19 protein-coding genes, 1 tRNA gene and 1 pseudogene are annotated in these 21,462 nt (G+C 72.5%); 12 read left to right on the forward strand and 9 right to left on the reverse strand.

What is annotated here, in order from left to right:
* Nucleotides 1-17 precede the first annotated feature (17 nt).
* The 3 genes from AB0B76_RS17890 to AB0B76_RS17900 all read left to right on the forward strand — a co-directional run bounded on the left by AB0B76_RS17890 (nt 18) and on the right by AB0B76_RS17900 (nt 4,445).
* Nucleotides 18-1,847 (forward strand): pentapeptide repeat-containing protein, encoded by a 1,830-nt coding sequence (locus AB0B76_RS17890; protein ID WP_360375904.1) that lies wholly within the window; start codon nt 18-20, stop codon nt 1,845-1,847.
* Nucleotides 1,848-1,921: 74 nt separating this feature from the next.
* Complete coding sequence (locus AB0B76_RS17895; RefSeq protein WP_360375906.1) at nt 1,922-2,992, forward strand: DUF5937 family protein; 1,071 nt, start codon at nt 1,922-1,924, stop codon at nt 2,990-2,992.
* A gap of 7 nt (nt 2,993-2,999) precedes the next feature.
* Nucleotides 3,000-4,445, forward strand: a complete 1,446-nt coding sequence (locus tag AB0B76_RS17900) for a beta-N-acetylhexosaminidase (protein WP_360375908.1) — start codon at nt 3,000-3,002, stop codon at nt 4,443-4,445.
* Here AB0B76_RS17900 and AB0B76_RS17905 read toward each other — a convergent pair.
* Complete coding sequence (locus tag AB0B76_RS17905; RefSeq protein ID WP_360375910.1) at nt 4,442-5,479, reverse strand: SAM-dependent methyltransferase; 1,038 nt, start codon at nt 5,477-5,479, stop codon at nt 4,442-4,444. The genes AB0B76_RS17900 and AB0B76_RS17905 overlap by 4 nt on opposite strands.
* 76 nt (nt 5,480-5,555) lie before the next feature.
* Between AB0B76_RS17905 and AB0B76_RS17910 the strand changes: the two genes are divergently transcribed.
* Nucleotides 5,556-5,627: transfer RNA gene (locus AB0B76_RS17910), tRNA-Val, on the forward strand.
* A gap of 343 nt (nt 5,628-5,970) precedes the next feature.
* On the opposite strand, the gene AB0B76_RS17915 is transcribed toward AB0B76_RS17910, so the two are convergent.
* Nucleotides 5,971-6,912 carry a D-2-hydroxyacid dehydrogenase gene (locus AB0B76_RS17915; protein ID WP_360375912.1) on the reverse strand — a complete coding sequence of 314 codons (942 nt, stop codon included), beginning with the start codon at nt 6,910-6,912 and terminating at the stop codon, nt 5,971-5,973.
* Between the two features lie 5 nt (nt 6,913-6,917).
* Nucleotides 6,918-8,105, reverse strand: coding sequence for a mandelate racemase/muconate lactonizing enzyme family protein (locus AB0B76_RS17920; protein WP_360375914.1), 1,188 nt, complete (start codon nt 8,103-8,105; stop codon nt 6,918-6,920).
* 99 nt (nt 8,106-8,204) lie between these two features.
* Between AB0B76_RS17920 and AB0B76_RS17925 the strand changes: the two genes are divergently transcribed.
* A complete protein-coding gene (locus AB0B76_RS17925) occupies nt 8,205-8,564 on the forward strand; it encodes a GntR family transcriptional regulator (RefSeq protein ID WP_360375916.1) in 360 nt (119 codons plus the stop codon).
* Here AB0B76_RS17925 and AB0B76_RS17930 read toward each other — a convergent pair.
* Together AB0B76_RS17930 and AB0B76_RS17935 are read right to left on the reverse strand one after the other, a co-directional pair.
* Nucleotides 8,561-9,508 (reverse strand): hypothetical protein, encoded by a 948-nt coding sequence (locus AB0B76_RS17930; protein ID WP_360375918.1) that lies wholly within the window; start codon nt 9,506-9,508, stop codon nt 8,561-8,563. The two genes, AB0B76_RS17925 and AB0B76_RS17930, sit on opposite strands and share 4 nt — an antisense overlap.
* 49 nt (nt 9,509-9,557) lie before the next feature.
* Entirely contained in the window at nt 9,558-9,803 is a 246-nt protein-coding gene (locus AB0B76_RS17935) for a hypothetical protein (protein ID WP_360375920.1), read from the reverse strand.
* Nucleotides 9,804-9,949: 146 nt separating this feature from the next.
* On the opposite strand from AB0B76_RS17935, the gene AB0B76_RS17940 reads away from it, so the two are divergent.
* On the forward strand, nt 9,950-11,803 hold the full coding sequence (locus AB0B76_RS17940; protein ID WP_360375922.1) for a hypothetical protein: 1,854 nt from the start codon (nt 9,950-9,952) through the stop codon (nt 11,801-11,803).
* 79 nt (nt 11,804-11,882) lie between these two features.
* Nucleotides 11,883-12,956, forward strand: a pseudogene (locus AB0B76_RS17945) (MFS transporter); the annotation flags it as partial.
* Between the two features lie 50 nt (nt 12,957-13,006).
* On the opposite strand, the gene AB0B76_RS17950 reads toward AB0B76_RS17945, so the two are convergent.
* Nucleotides 13,007-13,648: a TetR/AcrR family transcriptional regulator C-terminal domain-containing protein gene (locus AB0B76_RS17950; protein ID WP_360375924.1), complete on the reverse strand. Its 642-nt coding sequence runs from the start codon at nt 13,646-13,648 to the stop codon at nt 13,007-13,009.
* A gap of 70 nt (nt 13,649-13,718) precedes the next feature.
* Here AB0B76_RS17950 and AB0B76_RS17955 point away from each other — a divergent pair, with 70 nt between their 5' ends.
* Both AB0B76_RS17955 and AB0B76_RS17960 read left to right on the forward strand, forming a co-directional pair.
* Complete coding sequence (locus tag AB0B76_RS17955) at nt 13,719-14,618, forward strand: ATP-binding cassette domain-containing protein (RefSeq protein ID WP_360375926.1); 900 nt, start codon at nt 13,719-13,721, stop codon at nt 14,616-14,618.
* A complete protein-coding gene (locus AB0B76_RS17960; protein WP_360375928.1) occupies nt 14,615-15,403 on the forward strand; it encodes an ABC transporter permease in 789 nt (262 codons plus the stop codon). Before AB0B76_RS17955 ends, AB0B76_RS17960 begins: the two co-directional genes overlap by 4 nt.
* A gap of 4 nt (nt 15,404-15,407) precedes the next feature.
* On the opposite strand, the gene AB0B76_RS17965 is transcribed toward AB0B76_RS17960, so the two are convergent.
* The 3 genes from AB0B76_RS17965 to AB0B76_RS17975 form a co-directional block, all read right to left on the reverse strand.
* Nucleotides 15,408-16,325, reverse strand: coding sequence for a hypothetical protein (locus AB0B76_RS17965; RefSeq protein WP_360375930.1), 918 nt, complete (start codon nt 16,323-16,325; stop codon nt 15,408-15,410).
* A gap of 128 nt (nt 16,326-16,453) precedes the next feature.
* Nucleotides 16,454-17,788 (reverse strand): chitosanase, encoded by a 1,335-nt coding sequence (locus AB0B76_RS17970; RefSeq protein WP_360375932.1) that lies wholly within the window; start codon nt 17,786-17,788, stop codon nt 16,454-16,456.
* 95 nt (nt 17,789-17,883) lie between these two features.
* The gene (locus tag AB0B76_RS17975; protein ID WP_360375934.1) at nt 17,884-18,480 is read right to left on the reverse strand and encodes a TetR/AcrR family transcriptional regulator; all 597 of its coding nucleotides are present in this window, start codon (nt 18,478-18,480) and stop codon (nt 17,884-17,886) included.
* A gap of 111 nt (nt 18,481-18,591) precedes the next feature.
* Here AB0B76_RS17975 and AB0B76_RS17980 point away from each other — a divergent pair, with 111 nt between their 5' ends.
* Genes AB0B76_RS17980 through AB0B76_RS17990 form a run of 3 tightly spaced genes read left to right on the forward strand, consistent with a single transcriptional unit; the run spans nt 18,592 to nt 21,445 of the window.
* A complete protein-coding gene (locus AB0B76_RS17980; protein ID WP_360375936.1) occupies nt 18,592-19,734 on the forward strand; it encodes an NAD(P)/FAD-dependent oxidoreductase in 1,143 nt (380 codons plus the stop codon).
* A gap of 10 nt (nt 19,735-19,744) precedes the next feature.
* The gene (locus AB0B76_RS17985; protein ID WP_360375939.1) at nt 19,745-20,902 is read left to right on the forward strand and encodes a DUF2786 domain-containing protein; all 1,158 of its coding nucleotides are present in this window, start codon (nt 19,745-19,747) and stop codon (nt 20,900-20,902) included.
* A gap of 48 nt (nt 20,903-20,950) precedes the next feature.
* Nucleotides 20,951-21,445: a hypothetical protein gene (locus tag AB0B76_RS17990; RefSeq protein WP_360375941.1), complete on the forward strand. Its 495-nt coding sequence runs from the start codon at nt 20,951-20,953 to the stop codon at nt 21,443-21,445.
* Nucleotides 21,446-21,462 lie beyond the last annotated feature (17 nt).

Genomic DNA, 21,462 nt, shown 5'->3' on the forward strand with positions numbered 1-21,462 from the left:
TGGTCACAATGCCGGGCATGGGTCTGCCGAAGGTCGGGCGAGCAAGCCGGACGAGCCACGAACCGGTGCCGTCCGCCGATGTGCCGCTACAGGTGCTGCCCTGGTGGTGGGCGGTCGTCATCGTGGCGGCCGTCTTCGCGGGCGGCGCGCTGGCGATGTGGTGGCTGAGCGTTGCGGTACCGATCCCGTCCGGGCCCGCGAATCCTGCCTCGGGTGCTGTTCCTTCCTCGGGTTCCGTTTTTTCCTCGGGTTCCGTGAACGCCGATCAGTTGCGGCTGGATCGGATCAAGACCGCGTTGACCGTGGCGGCGGCGCTGGCGGCCGGCGCGACGTTGTTGATGACGTTGCGGCGGCAGATGCTCAGCGAGCGGGCGCAGTTGTACAACGAGAGGGCGCAGCGGTTCGCGGAGAGCGAGGCATTGGAGCAGCGTTCGACGGCGTTGTACGTGGCGGCCGCCGACCAGTTGGCGAGCGACCGGGCGGCGGTCCGGCTGGCCGGTTTGTACACGCTGGAGCGGCTGGGCCAGGACAACGTGAAGCTGCGCCAGACGGTGGTGGACGTTTGGTGTGCGTACCTTCGGATGCCCTACAAGCCTCCGAGTGAGGTCCTGCGCGGCAACGCCCACGAATCGCCGGAGCACCCGGGCGCCGGCAGCGTGGTGCCGGATGCGGCCGCAGAGGCGGAGCGACGCGAGGAGCTGCAGGTCCGGCTGACCGCGCAACGCCTGCTGAAGACCCATCTCGACGAGGCGCTCGGCGACGCGTACTGGCTTGACGCTCGGGCGGGCCGAATGGTGATCGACCTCGTCGGTGCGGTGCTCGTCGACTTCAGCTTCGGTGGGTGCACGATCGGTCGCCTGAGTCTGAGCACGGCGCAGTTCCACGGCCGCACCGACCTGACCGAAACGCGGTTCCACGAAGCCGCGAACCTCCGTGGGGTGCAGTTTCACGGCCGCGCCGACCTGGGTGACGTGCAGTTTCATGGTCTCGCTGATCTTCGCGGGGCGCAGTTCCACGGCGTCGCCGACCTCGCCGCGGCCTGGTTCCGCGGCCACGCCGACCTGCACGGGGCGCGATTCCACGGCCTCGCCACTCTGCGTGGGGCGCAGTTTCGCGGTCGCGCCGACCTGCGGGAGGCGCAGTTCCATGGTCTGGCCGACCTGCACGAAGCGCAGTTCCACGGTGTCACCACCATGGGCGGGTCATGGTTCGGGGGCGACGTCAACCTGCGTGAGGTGCAGTTCCATCGTCGTGCCGATCTGCGCGAGGTCCATTTCGACGGAGTCGCCGATCTGAGTGAGGCGCAGTTCCGCGGCGTCGCCGACCTCGGGAAGGCGAGCTTCTTCGGCAGCGCCGCACTGGTCGGCGTGCAGTTCCGCGGCGATGCCGGCCTGTGCGGCACCCAGTTTCACGCGGTCGCCGCACTGGACGGCGTGAAGTTCGGCGGCGATGCCGATCTGAGCGAGGTGCACTTTCGCGGGAACGTCCGGATGCGTAAATCGCGGTTTGAACGGTTCGCCTACCTTCGTGGTGCGCGGTTCGAAGGCGATGCCGACCTGCGCGCGGCACAGTTCTACGGCGAGGCCGTTCTGGTCGGGGCCCGGTTCCAGGGATCCGCGGACCTGCGCGACGTCGAGTTCCACCGCAACGCCGACCTGTCCAACGCACAGTTCGTACAGCGGCTCGAGATGACGGGTGCGGTCGGCACCGCCAACGTGGTCCTCCCCCGCGGCTGGGAGCTGTCGGGCGAACCCGGGCCGGCCGACGGGCTCCGGGTGGTGACGCCGGCGAGCGGCTGGTCCGCCGGCCAGGAGGCTCATCGGGCCGGGAACACCGAGGAGGCGTAGCCGCGGCGGCGGACGATTGACGATCCGCGTCAAGTGGCGGGCCGTAACCGGGTGGACGCTGGCACGATGGGTGGGTGCTCACCATCGACGTGACCGGGATGCCGGCCGAGTGCGTGACGTTCGCCGCCTCGCCGCTGGCCGAGCTCACGTCGATGCTGCACGTCCTCGCGGAGCCGGCGCACCATCCGGCGACGCAGGCGTGGGCGGCCGCGACGCTCGCCGGGCTCAAGCCGGCGCTCGCCGATCGGCTCTTGGAGGCCGAGTTCCTGTGGCGCTCCTCCCGCGCGGACTTCCTCGTCCCGGCCCGGCCCGGTGCGACGCTGGAAGATGAGCTGGACGACGTGGACCGGCTTCCCGACGACGTGTACGTCGCCGCTGCGCTCGTTACCACCTGTGGCTCCTCCCGGCTGTCCTTCCGCCGTACCGTGTCGGCCGAGCGGGCCCTGGAGCTTGCGCTCGCTCGGGGGCCTCGGCAGGCCGCGTTCGCCGAGCGGTTGCTCTCCGATCCCGGCTCCGTGCGGGCCGTTGTACGGCGGCTGCTCGAGGACTGTGCGGACGCGTTCTTTGCCGATGCCTGGCGGCGCGTCGAGCATCGGCTCGCGGCCGATGCGCGGCACAAGTCGGAAATCCATGCGCGGCTCGGGCTCGGGGCGGCACTCGAGGCCGTCTCGCCCGCGGTCGGGCTGGTCGAGCGGGGCGGCGGGGCTCGGGAGGTACAGCTCGACAAGCTCCAGGACAACTGGGCGAGCGGGGTCGGCGGGGTGACGTTCATTCCCTCGGTGTACAACCGGCCGCACCTGCTCACCGTGCACGCCCCGGGCTGGCGGCCGGTCGTGCAGTACCCGGCCGCGGACCGGCACGACGCGGCGCCGCTCGCGCTCGATGTCGTGCGGCGGCGGCTCGACGCGCTCGCGCACCCCGTCCGGCTGCGGCTGTGCCGGACGCTCGCGCGCGGGCCGCACACGACCGGGGAGCTGGCCGAGGCGTGGGAGCTCAGCGCGCCCGAGGTGTCGCGCCACCTGGCGGTCCTCAAGAAGGCGGGCCTGCTCACCACGACCCGGCGCGGGCGGTACGTCAGCCACGCCCTCGACGTCCAGGCGACCGCCGCGCTCGGGGCCGACCTGCTCGCCGCTTTCCTGCGATGATTTGGACATGAACGACATCACGGTCGTACCCGTCCCGGCCCGCGTCGAGCCCGCCTCCGGGGTCACCTTTGTGCTGCCGGCCGACGGGGTGATCCGCTCGGACTCGGCGTCCGCCGGGGCGTTCCTCGCCGGCGCGCTGCGGCCGGCGACCGGGTTCGCGCTGCCCGTCGTCGCGGATCATCCGGCCCCGGCGATCGAGCTGCGGCTGGTCGCGACGGGGGCGGACGAGGGCTACGAGCTCGACGTCGACGCGGGCTCGGTCGTCGTTCGGGCCCGTACGGCGGCGGGGTTGTTCTACGGGGTGCAGACGCTCCTGCAACTGCTGCCGTCCTCAGTGGACGCTACGACCGTCCAGGACGGACCCTGGACCGTCCCGGGTGGACGGATCCGTGATGAGCCGCGGTTCGCCTACCGGGGGGCGATGCTCGACGTGTCGCGGCATTTCTTCGGGCCCGACGTGGTTCTGCGGTTCGTCGATGAGCTCTCGCGGTACAAGATAAATTTCCTGCATTTGCACCTCAGCGACGACCAGGGCTGGCGCATTGCGATCGAGTCGTGGCCGGAACTTGCGCGTTCGGGCGGTGCGACGCAGGTCGGGGGCGGGGCCGGTGGGTGTTTCAGCCAGGCCGAGTATGCGCGGATCGTCGCCCATGCGGCCGAGCGGCACGTCACGATCGTGCCCGAGATCGACCTGCCGGGGCACACGAACGCCGCACTGCACGCGTATCCGCAGCTCAATGCCGACGGGACCGCACCGCCGGCGTACACCGGCGTCGATGTCGGGTTCAGCACGCTCGCGGTCGGCCGGGAGGCGACGTACACGTTCGTGCAGGATGTACTGCGCGAGGTTGCAGCGCTGACGCCCGGGCCGTACCTGCACATCGGCGGCGACGAGGCGCAGAGCACGTCCACAGAGGACTATCTGGCGTTCATGGACCGCGTGCAGCCGATGGTGACCGCGCTCGGCAAGACGGTCGTCGGGTGGCACCAGATCGGGCCGGCACGGCGGGAGCCGGGGCGGATCGCGCAGTACTGGGGCCACAAGCCCGAGCCCGACGAGGACCTGCTGGCCGCCATCGCGCAGGGCGACCGGATCCTGTTGTCGCCGGCGGATCGCGTGTACCTCGACATGAAGTACACAGTGGACAGCCCGATCGGGCTGGACTGGGCGGGGCACATCACCACGCGGACCGCCTACGACTGGGACCCCGCGGCGCTGCTGCCGGGCGACGCCGACGTCGCCGGCGTCGAGGCTCCACTGTGGACCGAGACGGTCGCGACCGTCGACGGCATCGACCTGCTCACGTTCCCGCGCCTGCCGGCGATCGCCGAGGTGGCGTGGTCACCGCAGGCCGCGCGGGACTGGGCCGCGTTCCGGGTGCGGCTGGCCGCGCACGGTCCACGGTGGACACTGCGCGGCGTCGGCTTCCACCCCGACCCCGAGGTCTTCTAGGCGGGCTTCCGCGCGACCAGGACGTCGCGCAGGATGGCCTGGTCGACGCGGTGGCGGAAGGACTGGTACGGCTCGTCGTCCACGACCTCGAGCCCGGCCTCCGCCAGCAGGCCGGCCGCGACCTCCCGTTTGGCCACGAACGTGTTCCACGCGATGCCCATCGCCCCGCCCGGCCGCAGCAGTCGCGCCCACACCGGCGCACCCTCCGCGAGCAGGTCCTCCGGGCTGCGCACGAGCCCTTTGCCGGCCGTTCGACTTCCGTGTTGTACCCCGTAAGGCAGATCGGTGACGACGAGGTCGAACGTGCCGTCCTTGAAGAACTCCCGCGACCGCATCGTGTCGGCGTTCACGACGTCGAACGACTGCGTGGCGCCCGCCTTGTAGTCGTCCCGATCGGCGGCGAGGTCGATGCGCAGCCGCTTCGCGACCACCTGCCGCTCGCGCCGCACCGGCCCGAACTCGGCCTTGTGCTTGATCCGCTTCCGCTTCAGCCACGTCTGGATGAACGCCGCGTACGCCTCGAAGTCCTTCTGGTCCCGATCGATGCCGGCGGCGTCGAAGCCGTACATCAGCGCCTGGTTGAGCGTCGTCCCGCGCCCGCAGAGCGGGTCGAGCACGCGGAACCGCCGGGTGAGGAAGTCCTTGGCGTGCTCGGATGCCAGCAGCGTGACGTTGAGCAGCAGCTTCGTGAACTGCTCGTTCGTCTTGCCCTGGTACTTCTGGATGGTGATGAGATCGTCGTCGAACCGATCGAGCCGCGTGACGTCGACGGGCCGGAACAGGTCACCGACGACCTCGAACAGCGCATAGACCGACGAGAGGTTCCCGAGCACGGCCGCGTCCTGTTCGGTGATCGCGTCCGCCTCGAACGTCACGTAGGGCACGCCGCCGACGGTGCGCGTCCTTACCTCGGCGAGCCGGTTCCCGAGCACGCCACGGTCGAACGCTGTGAGCTCGGCCTGAGTGAGCTCGACGGACGCGTCGGCGTAGACGCGGTTGGCGGAGGGCAGGATGAGCAGCGCATACAGGGCCATAGACCCTCCACCCTACCGACACGCGGGGTACCGGGATGCATCGCCCGCCCCCCGTGCTGTACAGTTCGACACGAAGGGGCGATTGGCGCAGCGGGAGCGCGCTTCGTTCACACCGAAGAGGTCACTGGTTCGATCCCAGTATCGCCCACCGCCGAGGGTGCAGCCTGCTCATAGGGCTGCGCCCTCTTTCGCGTGTCGGCGGTGGATTCCTCGCGCTCGCTTCGCTCGCTCCCCAGCGGGGGGCTTTGCCACCCCGCACCCCCCCCGCCGCTCGCGCTCGCTCCCCAGCGGGGGGCTTTGCCACCCCGCACCCCCCCCCGCCGCTCGCGCTCGCTCCCCAGCGGGGGGCTTTGCCACCCCGCATCCCCCATCGACGGTGTTCAGGGTGACCCAACTGGCATCTCGCGCCTGCACACTACGATGCCCGGGCTCGCCGGAGGGTGAACGCTGGCTATGCGGATGGTCGCGGACTGCGCCGCAGTCGTCGAAACCTACAGGAGGTCCGTCGCGGCTATTGCGTTCAGGAGTGGCCGGCCGGTTTTGTAGCGGCTCAGGTTCGTCAGGAACAGGTCCCAGATTCGCTCCAGGTAGTGCGGGCTTTCCGTCGAGCCCGATATGTGCGCCGTCGTGATGGTGTTCGGCAAGGTCCAGAACGGGTCGTCCGCCGGCATGGGCTGGCGGTAGTGGTCGTCCAGCGCGGCGCCTCCCAGGTGGCCGTCCCGGAGGGCGTTGATCAGCGACTGCTCGTCGACCACCCCCGCGCGGGCCGGGTTCAGGAGCAGGGCGCCCCGGGGAAGGGTCGCCAGGGCCTCCGCGTCGACCAGGCCCGCGGTCGCGGACGTCAGCGGGGTGGTCACGATCAAGGCGTCCAGGCCCGCGTAGAACGCGGCGCGGCCGGCGAGGTCGAAGGATCTGGACGGCGCGACCGGCGCGGCGCCGAGCGGGTCGTAGCGCGGGCCGCGATCGTGGACGCCGCCGCGGGTCATGACCCAGATCTCCAGGCCCAGGGCCGTGCAGTGGCGGGCCACCTCCTGGCCGATGTTGCCGTACCCCAGGATCCCGACGCGGCGGCCCCGGATCTCGGTCTGGAACGCCGGGCTGCGGTCCCATCGGCGGGAATGCTGGGCCGAAAGCATGCCGGGGAAGTTGCGCGACAGGGCGAGCAGCATCAGTACGCACCACTCGGCGATCGGTTTGTCGTTGACGCCGCTCGCGTTGGTCACGAGGGCCGTCACGCCCGCCGCCTGGGCGTAGCCGTGGGAGCCGAGCTGGAGCCAGCGCAGCGCCGGCAGGTCCGGTGGGCAGTGGTCGGCGAAGAGGATGGTGGCCGTCGCCGGGACGGGCGGGCCCAGGGAGATCTCGGCGTCGGGGGCCAGGTCCCGTACCGCGGCCAGGTAGCGGTCCGCCATCGGCTGGGCCAGAACGATGTGCATCAGCACTAGCTCCGCATCAGTTTGCCGGGGACGCTCGAGAACTCCTCGGCCCCGGGGCGGAAGGGGTACCGCTCCTCGACACCCGGCGGCAGGTGTACGCCCAGGCCGGGCTCGTCCGGGCGGACCACTCGGCCGCCGCGGGTCTCCAACGTCCAGAGCTCGGTGTGCAACGGGCCCGCGGCCGGCGGCAGCTCCACGATCAGCGTGTTCGGGACGCCGAAGGCGGCGTGCACGTTCTGCATCACGCCCACGCCCGCCGACCAGGCGTGCGGGGCCACCCGCGGGAAGCGGGCGGCCACCCGGGTGAAGGCGTCGATGCCCAGCCAGGCCGCGTCCGGCTGGGCCACCCCGAAGGCGAAGACCGCGAACTCCGCGTCGCTCGTCAGCTGTTCCCCACCGGCGATCGGGATCGGACCGGCGGCGTGCAGGACCGCGTAGCCCGAAGGGTCGTCATACGGCAGCGGCTCTTCGAAAAAGATGAGGTTGTACCCGGCCAGAGCGCGCAGCACCGGCAGCGCGGCGGCCACGTCCCAGCGTGACTCGCCCTCGCGGTGGCCCATGTGCCCGTCGAGCAGGATGCCCAGGTCGGTGCCGAACTCGGCGCGCAGGCGCTCGAGCTTGTCGACCTCCGTCGCCACTGTGCAGTCCCGCTCGGAGCGGGTCGCGGAGTCCAGGTAGCCCGAGGACAGCTTCACCGCCTCGAAGCCCAGGCCGCGGTAGAACTCGACCTTGCGCAGGAGGTCGTCCACGGGCCACGGCGACGGGCCGCCGGTCGCGTACGCGGGCAGCTCCGCCGGGGCCGACTCCGCCAGCAGGCGGTGGACCGGCAGGCCGGCGAGCTTGCCGGCCAGGTCCCACAGGGCGGCCTCGATGCCGGCCAGGACCGCGGCGCCCAGGCCGACCCGGCCCCAGAACTGGAAGCAGGTGCGCATGCGGGCGACCAGGCCGCGCACGTCCAGGCCGCCGGGCTCGAAGTCCTCGGCGGCCAGCAGGATCGGGCGCAGGTACTCGACGATCAGCGGGACGCTCTCGGGGAAGAAGTAGCCCGCGTAGGTCTCGCCCAGGCCGGTCTCGCCGGTGCCGGTGCGCACCTCGATCAGGGCCGCCGAGCGGCTCTGCTTGAAGACCGACAGCCAGGGGTCGCCGGTGCACGGGCCGGTCAGCAGGACCGTTCGGACCTCGGTCAGGCGCACACCCACACCGTGTCTGGAACAGCGTTCCATGTCAAGGAAGGGTCGCGCGGGGAGCGAGCCGGTGCCGCTGCGCGCCCACCACGCCGGGATACTGGCGGGATGTTCGTCATCGAGGGCGAGTCGGCGGTGCCGCCGTACGAGCAGCTGCGTCTCCAGGTCGCGGCGCGGATCCGGGACCGGTCGCTCGCGGTGGGCACCCGGCTGCCGACGATCCGCGCCCTCGCCGCCGAGCTCGGGCTGGCCGTGAACACCGTGGCCCGCACCTACCGTGAGCTGGAAGATGCCGGGCTGATCGAGACGCGCGGCCGGGCCGGGTCCTACGTGACCGCGGCCGGGCAGGCGGCGCTGGAACGGGTGCGGCGCGCGGCCGAGGAGTACGCGGCCGTCGTGGCCGCCTCCGGGATCGAGGCCCAGGAAGGGCTCCGGATCGCGGAGGCGGCGCTCACGAGAAAGAGCTAGGCGGCGATCGCCATCGAGGGGAGCATCAGCTTCGCCTGGATGGCGGCCGCCGACGGCTCCATCCCGTTGAACATGAACGCGAGCAGCGCGTCGTTGCCGACCCAGGCGCAGATCGAGATCGTCACGCCCGTCGCGGTCGTCTTCTGGCACTCGGCCTTGCCGCCGAGCTTGCCCGCCTCGAACGGGGTCGAGTCGCTGCCGGTGCCGCCCAGGGACTTGAAGGCGCCGTCGAAGAAGTCCTTCAGCTGCTTGTCCGGGCCGCCGACGCCGAACGCCGAGCCGGTGCCGCCCCAGACCACGACGACGTGCGCGGTCTGCTTGGAGTCCTGGTACTGCGCGGCGAACGGGTTCTGCACGCCGGCGTCGGACATCTGCTGGCTCATCTGCTTGGCCTTGTCCTGGTTGGACTGCTTCTTCCAGCTGCTGATGGTGGCCGGGGCGGTGAAGATGACCTTCGGGCTCTTCGGGGCGGCCGCGGAGGTCTTCGCCGCGCCGGTCGACGCCCCGGGCTGCGGCGCCGTGGTGGTCGAGCTCGCCGTGGGGGTGTCTATTTCGTCGGAGTTCATGACGTACGCCACGGCGCCGATGCCGCCGATCAGCACGATCCCGATCGCGACGACGATGCCGATCAGGAGGCCGTTGCCCTTCTTCGGCGGCGGGGGCGGCGCGTAGCCGGGCTGCTGGTTGTAGCCGTAACCCTGGTCGTAGGCCGGCTGGGGCGGCTGCTGGTACGCCGGCGGCGGCTGCTGGTAGGACGGCGGCTGCTGGCCGTACCCCTGGTCGTACGACGGCTGCTCGTACGCCGGCCGGCCGTACGCCGGCTGGCCGTAGGCCGGCGGCTGGTTGTAGGGAGGCTGCTGACCGTACGAGGGCTGCTGCTGACCGTAGGACGGCTGCTGGCCATAGGGGTCGTAGTTCGGCTGTGGCGCGTACGGGTCAGACATGAGAGCTCCTCGGCACACGGAAGACCCCGCGCAGCATAGTCGGCGCTCGCTACAACCGGTGTCCGATAACAGCCGGAAGGGCTCCGCTGCCCACGCAGGACCCGAGCTCGAACCCGTCGGCGACGCCAACCGAGGCGCCCACGCCGGTCCCGACGCCGAGCTGCACCAGCGCGGCGCCCGCACCGCAGCCGACGGACACGTTCGGCAACCCGATGCCGATGCCGACGGACACCATGAGCCCGGTACCGATGCCGACCGACATCAACGGCAACCCCGTGCCGGGGCCGACCGACACGTTCGGCGCGGTCCCGGCGCCCCTCCCGATGTTCACCGGGCGCGGGCGGTAACCACACGGCGCAAAATCGCGGGGCGGGTCCGGTCAACGGGTCCGCCCCGCGGTCGCATATGAAGGTGAAGTCGGCTCGCTGATATTGTCACGCGATGCTGACGGGTACGGCCGGCCAGGATGACACGACCGCACCGGCCACCACCGGCAGGATCGTGCGACAACGCGACGGCGCGCCGGCGCAGCCGACGAGCGAGGAATCGGACAGCATCGCCGATAACACCACCAGGCGGACCAGCCGCCGGGCGGACCTGCTGGCGCTCGGCAGCTTCCTGCTGGGCGCGCTGTTCATCGTCGCGCCGATCCTGGCCCACTACGGCCGGCGGATGCCGATCAGCCCGGGCGACCGGGCCCAGGCCGAGTACTTCCTCGCCTGGTCCGCCCACGCCATCACGCACGGTGAGAACCCGCTGCACATCGTGCAGTACAACTTCCCGCTCGGCGTCAACGGCATGGCCAACACGACGGTGCTGGGCTTCGGGATCCCCCTCGCCCCGATCACCCTGCTGTTCGGCCCCCAGGTCACGTTCGACCTGCTGATCGTGCTGGGCATCGCCGGCACCGCGGCCGCCTGGTACTGGCTGCTCTCCCGCCACCTCGTCACCAGCCGCACCGCCGCGTGGGTGGGCGCCCTGGTCGGCGGGTTCGCGCCGACGGTCGCCTCGCACGCGTCCTACCACCCGAACCTCGTCGCGCAGTTCCTGGTACCGCTGCTGGCTTGGCGCACTTTCAAGCTGCTCGAGGGCCGCCCGGTGCGCAACGGGCTCATCCTCGCCGCGCTGGTCGTCTATCAGGTCTTCATCAACGAGGAGACGCTGTTCCTGGCTGCGCTCGCGATCGCGGTGGTGCTGGCGCTCTACGCGGTGCAGCGCCGCGACCGGGTGCGGGCCGCGATCCGGCCGCTCGCCGCCGGGCTCGGGGTGACCGCGGGCGCGTCACTGGTGGTGCTCGCCTACCCGCTGTACTTCCAGTTCTTCGGCCCGGGCACGTACCACGGCGGCGACAAGTACATGACCACGTTCCGCATGGACGTGCTCGGCCTGACCTCGTACGGCAGCAACAGCGTGGCCGAGCGACTGCGCCGCTTCGGAGAGCCTCCGGCGCCGCTGGGTGCGGAGGAGCACGGCTTCCTCGGCTGGACGCTCGTGCTGCTGCTTGTCGCGCTGGTCGTCTGGCAGTGGCACGACGTGCTCATCCGCTCCCTGGCGATCACCGGCCTCGGCTTCCAGGTGCTCGCCTGGGGCTCGCCGCTGCAGTTCCAGGGCCGCAACACCCACGTGCCCGGGCCGTTCTGGCTGCTGCAGCACCTGCCCCTGTTCGACACGCTGCTGCCGACCCGCCTCGGCGAGGTGACGAACTGGGCGGTGGTACCCATTCTGGCCCTCGGCGTGCAGCGGCTGCTGGAGCTGGGCGGGCTGCCCGTGCGCACGCGGCGGCTGTTCCTGGGCACGGTGCTCGTGGCGGCGCTGCTGCCGGCCGCGCCGATGCCGATCAAGGTCGTGAACCGGACCCCGATTCCGGCCTTCGTGTCGGCGGGGACCTGGAAGCAGTACGTCGGGGCGGACCGGACGGTGCTCATCGTGCCGCTGCCGCAGTGGGACTTCCCCACCGCGATCTACTGGACCGGATCGACCGGCGCGGACATGAAGGTCTCGCACGGGTACTTCCTCGGCCCCGCCGACGGCATCGACGGCCACCACGCCGTCGCCGGGCCGGCCCCGCGCCCGACCGACCGGCTCTTCGCCGAGGCCATGTACTACAACCGGGTGCCCGCGGTCACCGACGCCGACCGGGCGCAGGCGCGAACGGACCTGGCGTACTGGCACACCTCGCTGATCCTGGCCCCCGAGGGCGCGCAGTGGTCCGCCGTGCGCACCACGCTCACCGAGCTCTACGGTCCCGGTACGCACACCGGCGGCCTGTGGATGTGGGACGTACGTAACTCCTAGCGGTTGACAGATCGCGCTGCGTGCGCGTCCATCGAGTAATGCCGATCGTGATCGCACGCGCGTGAAGCGCGTGCTCGCCGTGCCGGCGGCCCGGACGTACCTGCTCGGGCAGACGGTGTCACTGCTCGGCGACTCGACCCTGTGGCTGGCGACCAGCGTGTGGGTCAAGACGCTGACCGGCAGCAACTCCGCGGCCGGGCTGGTGTTCTTCTGCTTCACCGCCCCGGCGCTGCTGGGCCCGGTCGCGGGGGCGCTTGTCGACCGGTTCCGGCGGCGCCCGCTGCTCGTGTGGGCCAACACCGGGGCCGCCGTCGCCGTCCTGCCGCTGCTGGCCGTGGACGGGCCGGGGCGGGTCGGGCTGGTGTACCTGTCGATGGCGCTGTGCGGCGCGGCGTACACCCTGCTCACCCCGGCCCAGTCGGCGCTGCTGGTCTCGATCGTCCCCGGCGAGCTGCTCGCCGACGCCAACGGCCTGCTGCGCACCGCCCAGGAGACGCTGCGCCTGGTCGGGCCGCTGCTCGGGGCCGGGCTGTTCGTGCTGGCCGGCCCGAAGGCGGCGGTACTGCTCGACGCGGTCAGCTTCGCCGTGCCGATCGCCTGCCTGCTGCACCTGAAGGTCGACGAGCGGCGGCCGGTGCGGATCGCGGGCGGGGGCGGCGGGCTGCGGTTCATCGCCCGCTCGCCCCGGCTGCGGCCGGTGGTGCTGGCGGCGGCGTGCGCGCTGTGCGTGTTCGGGTTCAGCGAGACGACCGTGTTCGCGGTCGCCGGGCAGGGGCTGCACCGCTCCCCCGCGTTCGTCGGGGTGCTCGCCGCCGTGCAGGGGGCGGGGGCGCTGCTCGGCGGGCCGAGCGCGGCGCCGCTGGCCCGCCGCCTGGGCGAGGCGCGCCTGATGGCCGCGGGCATGCTGGCCGGGGCCGCGGGGGCACTGCTGCAGGCGGTGCCGGCCCATGCGGTGGTACTCCCGGGAGCCGCACTCTTCGGCATCAGTCTGCCCTGGCTGGCGGTCGGGTTCACCACACGCCTCCAGCGCGCGACGCCCGACGGGATGCAGGGCCGGGTCTTCGCGGCCGCGATGATGGCGGTGACCGTGCCGCAGACCGGGTCGATCGCGCTCGGGGCCGCGCTGATCGCCGCGGCCGGCTACCAGGCCCTGCTCGCGACGATCGCGGTCGTGCTCGTGGCCTGCGCGCTCTACCTGCTCGCTCAGCGGGCGGAGCGGGCCACGGCGGCGCGGATGCCGTCGAGCACGATCTGCAGGCCGCGCTCGAAGCTGGCGTCGCTCTGCGGATCGCGGATCTCGCGGAGGCTGGCGTTCATCAAGGGGTACGCCTCCAGGAACCGGAACACCTCGTCGACGCCCAGCTCCTCGTCGACCGGTTCGGCCGCGCGCAGCCGGTCGGCCTGCTCGTCGAGGGTGAAGCCCGACACGTAGTTGGCGACCGCCATCATCGCCGCCATCGCGTCGCGCGGGCTCAGGCCGACCCCGCACAGCACCTGCAGCTGCAGCTCGATCGCGTTGAGCTGGACGGCCTGCGGCCGCGTCGCCGTGGCCAGCCGGACGCCGTCGCGATGGCGGGTGAGCGCCGCGCGGATCCCGCGGGCCCGCTCGGCCAGCCACTCGTCCCACGCCTGGCCGGGCGCGGGCGGCTCGGCGGCCCGGGCCTCCGCCGCGATCGTCTCGACGAGCTGGTCGAGCAGCTCCTGCTTGTTCTTGAAGTGCCAGTAGAGGGCCGGGGCCTGGACGCCGAGCTCGCGGGCGAGGCGGCGCAGCGACAGCCCGTCGAGCCCGACCTCCTCCAGGAGGTCGATCGCGGCCTTGATGACCTGCTCCCGATCCAGCGGCACGTTGACACCTTAACAGCGTTCAGGCATCCTTAACACCGTTAAGTCCTTAACGGTGTTAAGGGGACACGTCATGATTGAAGCGAGTGGATTGACCAAGCATTTCGGCGGTCGCCCCGCGCTGGACGGGGTCGATCTGCACGTGCCGGCCGGGACGGTCTGCGGGCTGCTCGGGCCGAACGGGGCCGGCAAGACGACGGTGGTGCGCATCCTGGCCACGCTGCTGCGCCCGGACGGCGGGTGGGCGCGGGTCGCCGGGCACGACGTGGTGCGCGACGCGGCCCGGGCGCGGCTGGAGCTGGGCCTGGCCGGGCAGTACGCGGCGGTGGACGAGGTGCTGACCGGGCGCACCAACCTGGTGCTGTTCGGGCGGCTGTACCACCTCCAACCGCGCGAAGCCCGGCGGCGGGCCGACGAGCTGCTCGAGCGGTTCCGGCTCACCGCGGCCGCGAACCGGCCCGTGCGCACCTACTCCGGCGGCATGCGGCGCCGGCTCGACCTGGCCGCGAGCCTGATCGTGGCGCCGGCCGCCCTGTTCCTCGACGAACCCACGACGGGCATCGACCCGGGGACGCGGCTGGAGATCTGGGACATGGTCGCGAAGCTCGCCCGGGAGGGGACCACCGTGCTGCTCACGACGCAGTACCTCGACGAGGCCGACCGCCTCGCCGACCAGATCGTGGTGCTGGACCGGGGCCGGGTCGCGGCCGCGGGAACGCCGCTGGCGCTCAAGCGCTCCCTGGGCGGGGCGCGCGTCGACGTGGTGGTGCGCGATCCCGCCCGCGCGGGCGCGGCCGCCGCGATCATGGGCGGCGACGTGACCGTCTCCGGCGCGCGGCTGTCGGTCACGTCGGACGAGCTGGTCCGCATCGCCACCGAGCTGGCCGCCGCGGCGATCGAGGTCGACGACATCGCGCTGCGCCGCCCGACGCTGGACGAGGTCTTCCTGCACCTGACCGGCGGTGCGGCATGATCTCGGACACCTACGTCATCGCCGGCCGCAGCTTCTCCCGCCTGCGCCGCGAGCCGGGCGAGCTGATCGGCTTCCTGCTGTTCCCGGTCATCATGATCGTGCTGTTCGCGTACGTCTTCGGCAGCGCGATCGCCCTGCCCGGCGGCGGTGACTACAGCTCGTTCCTCATGCCGGGCATCTTCATGCAGACGATGGCGCTGACCGCGGTGCAGGCCGCGATCCGTACCAGCACCGACATGACCCGGGGCATCATCGACCGGTTCCGCTCGATGCCGATCGCCCGCGCGGCCGTGCTGACCGGCGGGAACCTGGCCGAGCTGCTGCTGCGCCTGCTCGGCCTGGCCGGCATGGCGGGGTGCGCGCTGCTGCTGACGAACTGGTCGCCGCACCGCGGCGTGGCCGCCACCGCGGCGGGCTTCGGCCTGCTGGCCCTGTTCGGACTGGCCATGATCTGGGTGGGTACCTTCATCGGCCTGGCCGTGGCCAGCCCGGCGATCGCCGACCAGGCCACGTTCTCGTGGCTGTTCCCGATGACCTTCCTCGCCAACACGTTCGTCCCGACCCAGGGCCTGCCGTTCTGGCTGCGCCCGGTGGCCGACTGGAACCCGATGAGCGCGACGGTCGCCGGGGTGCGCGCCCTGTTCGGCAACCCTTCGCCCGCGGCCACCCACGCCGCCTGGCCCCTGCAGCACCCGATCGGCATGTCGCTGGCCTGGTCGGTCGCGCTCGTGGCGGTCTTCGTGCCGCTTTCCGTGTGGCGGTACCGCAAGGCGTCGCCGCGCTGAGACGTCAGCCCATGACCCGCGCGCCGTGCGCGGTCGCGACCGACAGGAGGGCCCGCGCGGTCCGGGCTCTCCTCAGGTCGGCGACGCTCAGCGCGCGCCAGTCCGGGGGCAGGGTGTGGAGCTGGGCGACCGTCATCGGCAGCGCGGCCAGGCTGAGCCGGGTCAGGTCGGCGGCGAGCGGGGCGGCGGCCCGGGCGGTCAGGCTGCGGACAAACCACATCCAGCGCCAGACCCACTCCTCGCGGGCCCAGACGCCCGCGTCCCCGGCCCGGTCCAGCAACCACAGCTCGAGGCCGGCCCAGTCGGCTGCGTGCCGGGGGTCGCCGAAGCGGAGGGTGGCCAGCGGGTGCAGCAGGGAGGTCCACCAGTCGGCGGCCTCGGAGGTGTCGGGCACGCGGTCGGCGAGCCACTCGGCGCGCTCGGTGCGCGTCAGCGGGAGCAGCAGGCGCAGGCTCTCGCAGACCGCCCGCCAGCGGGCCTCGGGCAGCGCCGGGGACTCCGGGACGGGCCAGACCGGGGCGGCGATCGCGATCACGGTGTCGTCGTCGGCGGCGGTAACGGTCGAGCCGCTCAGCGGGGCGCGGAAGGTGACCTCGGTGGCGCCGGCCCGGCTCGGCGGGAGCGGGACCAGGGCCTGGCCCACCCGGCGCAGCTCCTCCTGCAGGTCGTCGAGGCGGACCGGGGCCGGGAGGCGGTCCGCGCGCACCACCAGGAAGCGGCCCTGCCACGGCTCGTCCGGGCCCAGGCGTTCGTAGTGGCACTCGACCTCGCCGAAGTCGCGGTACATGCCGTCGGGGCCGGCGTGCTCGGTGAAATCGGCGCCCAGCGTCGAGGCCAGCGCGTGGATGGGGGCGTCGGCGCTGAGGCCCTGGACACGGGCGGTGGCGAGCGCCTCCGCACACAGCTCCAGCGGGCCGGTCATCGGGCGTCCCCGTCCCCGGGCGCGGTCGCTACGGCCGCGCGCGGGGATTCATCCTGATCGAAGATCGCCAGCACCACGCCAGCGATCGTACGCACCCGTGCAAAGGGTCGCCCGGCGTTCGGTTGCGCTCAGGAGATTTTGAAGGTCTCGCCGTAGACCTTCCACGTCAGGGGCGTGTGCAGGTCCAGGTTGCCGTCCTTCAGGAACTGGCGCTGGGCGGTGTCGACACGGCTGGTGTCGCTGTGCGCGGCCTCGGTGCGCATGGCCGCGGTGCGCGCGTCCAGGAAGGCGGTCAGGTACGCGGCCTCGGTGCCGCCCTGGGCCGGGGGCTTCGCCTTGGCCAGGGCGGCCTTGCGGATGCCGCCGAAGCTGTCCGCGTCCGGGCCGGGGCCGTGCATGACCATGGCGTCGTAGTACGCGAACTGGCCGAGCGCGCCCAGCCCGTCGGCCTTGGCCTGGTTGACGGCCGGGTTGAAGTAGACGCGGTCGCGCTCGTCGTCCTGGGCCCGCGTGAACGCGGGGTCGGCGACGACGCTGCGCCAGGCCTCGGGGAAGCCGTCGAGGCCGGCGTGCGAGGCGGTGCCGTTGACCTTGCGCAGGGCCGGGAGGAACCGGGCGAGCGGGTTGCCGGGGACGGCCTGCGTGTACGCCTCGACGAGCTCCAGCATGTCGCCGGTGCCGGAGCAGAAGCCGATGATGCCGCCGGTGTAGCCACGGCCGTCGCCGATGTCCTCGAGGTACTGGTACTGGGCCTTCCAGTCGAGGCTGGAGTTCTCCGCCGAGGAGACCAGCTGCATGGCGATGTCCTTCTTGCGCGGGTCGGCCAGGCCCGTGCCCGCGGCCGTCGTGGCCGGGGTCGTCGCGGTGGGCGTGGGCTTCGACGGGCGCGGGGCGCCGGAGGTGACCACCGGGGCCGCCTGCGAGGCGCGGCCGGGGCGGCGCGGGGCCGGGGCGTCGCCGGAGGCCGGGGCGGTGCCGTAGACCTCGAAGTCGTACAGCGAGTAGCCCCACTTCGTTCCGCGGGCCGTGCCGTACAGGCGCACGTAGCGGCCCTGCCCCGCCAGGCCGGTCAGGTCGTCGGTGCCGCCGTCGCCGGCGCGGGTGCCGGCGATCGTGGTCCAGGCGGTGCCGTCGTCCGAGGTCTGGATGTCGTACGCCCGCCCGTACGCGGTCTCCCAGCGCAGCCGGACCCGGCTCACCGAGGCCCGCGCGCCGAGATCGACGGCGATCCACTGCGGGTCGACGCCCTCCTCGCTGCCCCACCGGGTCCGGCCGTCGCCGTCGACGGCGTTGCCCGCCGCGTACTGCGCCGACTCGGCCGACGACGCCTCGGCGGGCCGGTCGCGGGACAGCAGCGGGTCGGTGGCCGCCTCGGCCCCCACGTTGGCCCAGACGACGAGCGGAACCGCGATGAGCGCCCCGGTGGCGGCGATCCACCCGGCGAGCCGGCGAGTCAAGTGCATGCGTGGATCGGACCATGCGTAAGGGTGAGCTGACTGCGCGCTAAGCGGGATTTCAGGAAGCCATCAGGCGGCCCCATCCCGAACGGGTGACGGCGCTAAGAAAGGCCCTTGAGCAACAGGTCCGTGAACGCGTCCACGACCTGCTCGTCGCCGTAGGCGTGGCCGGGCGGCAGCGCGTAGCTCACCAGGGCCAGCATCGCGCCCATGGCCGCGGCGAGCAGCTCGGGCTCACCCGGCAGGGTGTGGCCGCGCTCGCGCAGCCACTCCAGGTGCTCCCGCAGCACCGCCGTCTGCCCGGTCAGGTCGCGCCAGGAGCGGCCCGAGGCGGGGTCGGCGGCCACCATCGACTGGAACAGCGCCACCTGGATCGCCCGGTGCTGGCGCATCACCCCCCAGGCGATGCCGATGTGGGCACGCAGCTGGTCGCGGTCGGTCAGGTCGTGGTCGCGGGGGTGCCCGGTGGCCGCCATCCGCTCGTCGGCGGCGTCCTCGATGTCCTCCAGCAGCGCCCGCAGCAGCTCGTCCTTGTCCGCGAAGTGCTCGTAGAACGAGCCCGTGGAGCGGCCGGCGGCGGCGGTGATGTCGGTGATCTTCGTGTTGAGGTAGCCGCGCTCGCCGAACAGCGTGCGGGCCGCGTCGAGCAGCGCGGCCCGGGTCTGCGCGGCCCGCGCCTTGCGTACCCCCTGGCTCATGGCGAGTGATCCTTCCAGATTTCCCGGGTTGACGAGCACCACTCTACTGAACATACTTTCACTGAAATTGACTTCAGTGAAGCTTGGTTCGGCCAAAGGGGAGGGCACGACATGCGAGCGATCGTGATCGGGGGCGGGGTCGGCGGGGCCACGGCGGCGCTGGCGCTGCGGCGCATCGGGGCCGACGTGACGGTCTACGAGGCGTACGAGGACCCGGCCGGCGACGTCGGGGCGTGGGTCAGCCTGGCCGCCAACGGACTGCGGGCCGTGGACGCGCTGGGCGTCCTGGACGCGGTGCGGCAGGCCGGGTTCGAGATCGAGCGGCAGCGGATGTGGTCGGCCGGCGGCATGCTCATCGCCGACGTGGCCCGCGGCCGCCGGAAGAGCGACACGCTGCGCAGCGTGTCGCTGATGCGGGGCCGACTCGTCGCCGCGCTGCGCGAGGCCGCGGCCGGGGCGGGCGCCCGGATCGTCACCGGCGCCCGGCTCAACGGCGTCACCGAGACCGAGCGGGGCGTGCGGGCAACGTTCGAGGGCGGCGCCACCGACACCGCCGACGTGCTCGTCGCCGCCGACGGCATCTGGTCGACCGTGCGGGGCGTGCTCGACCCGGCCGCGCCGGTGCCGCAGTACGCCGGGCTGTACTCCGTCTCCGGCGTCGCGAAGCTCGACGGGGTCGACCCCGGGGTGTTCAACATGACCTTCGCCCGCAACGGCGCCTTCCTGCACCTGCGCGCCGGCGCCGAGGTGTGGTGGTCGGCCCAGGTCAACTCGCCGGTGCCCCCGGCCCGCGACGGCGCCGGCCGGCTGGACGAGCTCGCCGCCCTCTACCGCGAGGAGGCGGGGCCGGCCGCGATCATCGCCGCCACCGTGTCGCTGCAGCCGGCGACCCCCATGCACGTCGTCGACCGGGTCAAGACGTGGCACAGCGACCGGATCGTGATCATCGGTGACGCCGCGCACCCGGTCGGGGCCGGGCAGGGCGCCTCGATGGCGATCGAGGACGGGCTGGCGCTGGCCGCGTCGCTGCAGGCCGAGGCCTCGATCGCCGGGGCGCTGCGCCGCTACGACGCCGAGCGGCGGCCCCGGATCGCCAAGGTGCTGGGCACCGCCGAGGACAACCGCCGCGCCAAGAAGGCCGGCCCGGTCAAACGCCGCATGCAGGCGGCCATGATGCGGATCTTCGTGCCGATGTTCTACGAGAAGGCGACGGCGTGGTTGTACGCGTACGAGCCCGCCCGGCTCGCCCAGTAGATTTGGCGCGGTGAAGCAGATCGACGACCTCGTCCGCGGGGCGGTGGCGTACGAGGACGGGCTCGACCTCCTCGCCGTCGCCCCCGCCGCCGAGGTCGACCCGGCCCTGTCCGCCGCCATCGCCGACGCCGTCGCACGGCTCGCGCGCGGCGGGTGGCAGCCGGCCGAGCTGCATCGGGCCGTGGTGCGCCGCGGCGGGACCGACCGCCCGCTGCTCGGCCAGGCCGTCGTGGACGCGGTCGCCGGGCTGCTGCGGCGGTACGACCGCCGGACGGTCGACGAGCGCTGGCTCTCCCAGGCCGACGAGCTCGGGGCGAAGGTGTGGTGGAGCGCCGACGCGCACTATGTGTCGGAGCTCACCGCCCGGCGCCGGCTGGACCGGGTCTCGGTCGTCGACGACCTGGTGGGCCTGCTCGTCGTGCTCGCCGAGCTGCCGGCGATCGAGGTGCTGGTACCGCCGCCGGGGTCGGCCAAAAAGCTGCCGAAGAGCACCCGGGTCGACGAGCGCCTGCTCGGCCGGGTGCGCGCGCTGCTGGCCAAGGCCGAGTCGACCGGCTACCCGGCCGAGGCCGAGACGTACACGGCGAAGGCGCAGGAGCTCATCGCCCGCCATGCGATCGACGAGGCGCTGCTGGCCGGGCGGGAGGGCGCCGCCGCGGTGGTGCCGTTCGCGCGGCGGATCGGGGTCGACCACCCGTACGAGGGCGAGAAGGCGTCGCTGCTCAGCGCGGTGGCCCGGGCGAACCGCTGCCACACCGTGTGGTCGCCCGACCTCGGCTTCACCACTGTGTTCGGGTTCGACTCCGACATCGACGTCGTCGACCTGCTGTACACCTCGCTGCTCGTGCAGGCCGGGCGCGCGATGGCAAGGACCGAGCCGCCGGGCGGCAAGGCGGGGCGGGCCCGGCTCAAGGCGTTCCGCCAGTCGTTCCTCGTCGCCTACGCGGTGCGCATCGGCGAGCGCCTGGCCCGCGCGACGGAGCTGGCCCTGGAGGAGGCGGCCGCGGCGAGCGACCTGCTGCCGGTGCTGCGCTCCCGCGACGAGCAGGTGCGCGAGACGATGGCCAAGGTCTTCCCGCGCACCGTGCGCGGGCGCGGCAGCCGGGTCGACAGCCGGGAGGGCTGGGAGTCGGGCCGGGACGCGGCCGACCAGGCGATCTTGAACTGAGCGTTCGCCCGACGCCGGACGGCCCGTTCGTGTGCGATCCTCCCGCGCATGATTCAGCTTCCAGCCGGGCAGGTCGCGGCCGGTCACCTGCCGCACGTCTGCCCCCGCCACGGCGAACCCGCGATCGAGATGAAGCGGATGCGCCTGGTCTCGAAGCCCCCGCCGTGGGCCGCCGTCCTGATCATCCTCGGTGGCATCGTCTACGCCATCGTGGTGATGGTCCTGCGCAAGACCGTCCAGGCGGCGGCGTTTCCGTGGTGCGCCCAGTGCAAGGCGGCCCGCTCGCGCAACCTCGGCATCGGGTTCGGGGTGCTCGCGCTCGGCCTGCTCCTGATCGTCGGCGGCATCGCCACGATCGACGGGGACGCCGGGCCGATGCTGTTCCTGCTGGGGCTCGTCGTGCTCATCGTCGGCATCGTCGTGGCCTCGCGCAGCAACTACCAGGTGATCAGCGGCGCCTACGTGTCGCAGGACGGGCAGCGCGTGGAGCTGACCAAGGTCGACCCGCGGTTCACGCACGCCCTGCAGTACGGCCGGGTCTGATAAAAACGGGCCGCGCA

This window comes from Dactylosporangium sp. NPDC049140 (assembly GCF_040648435.1).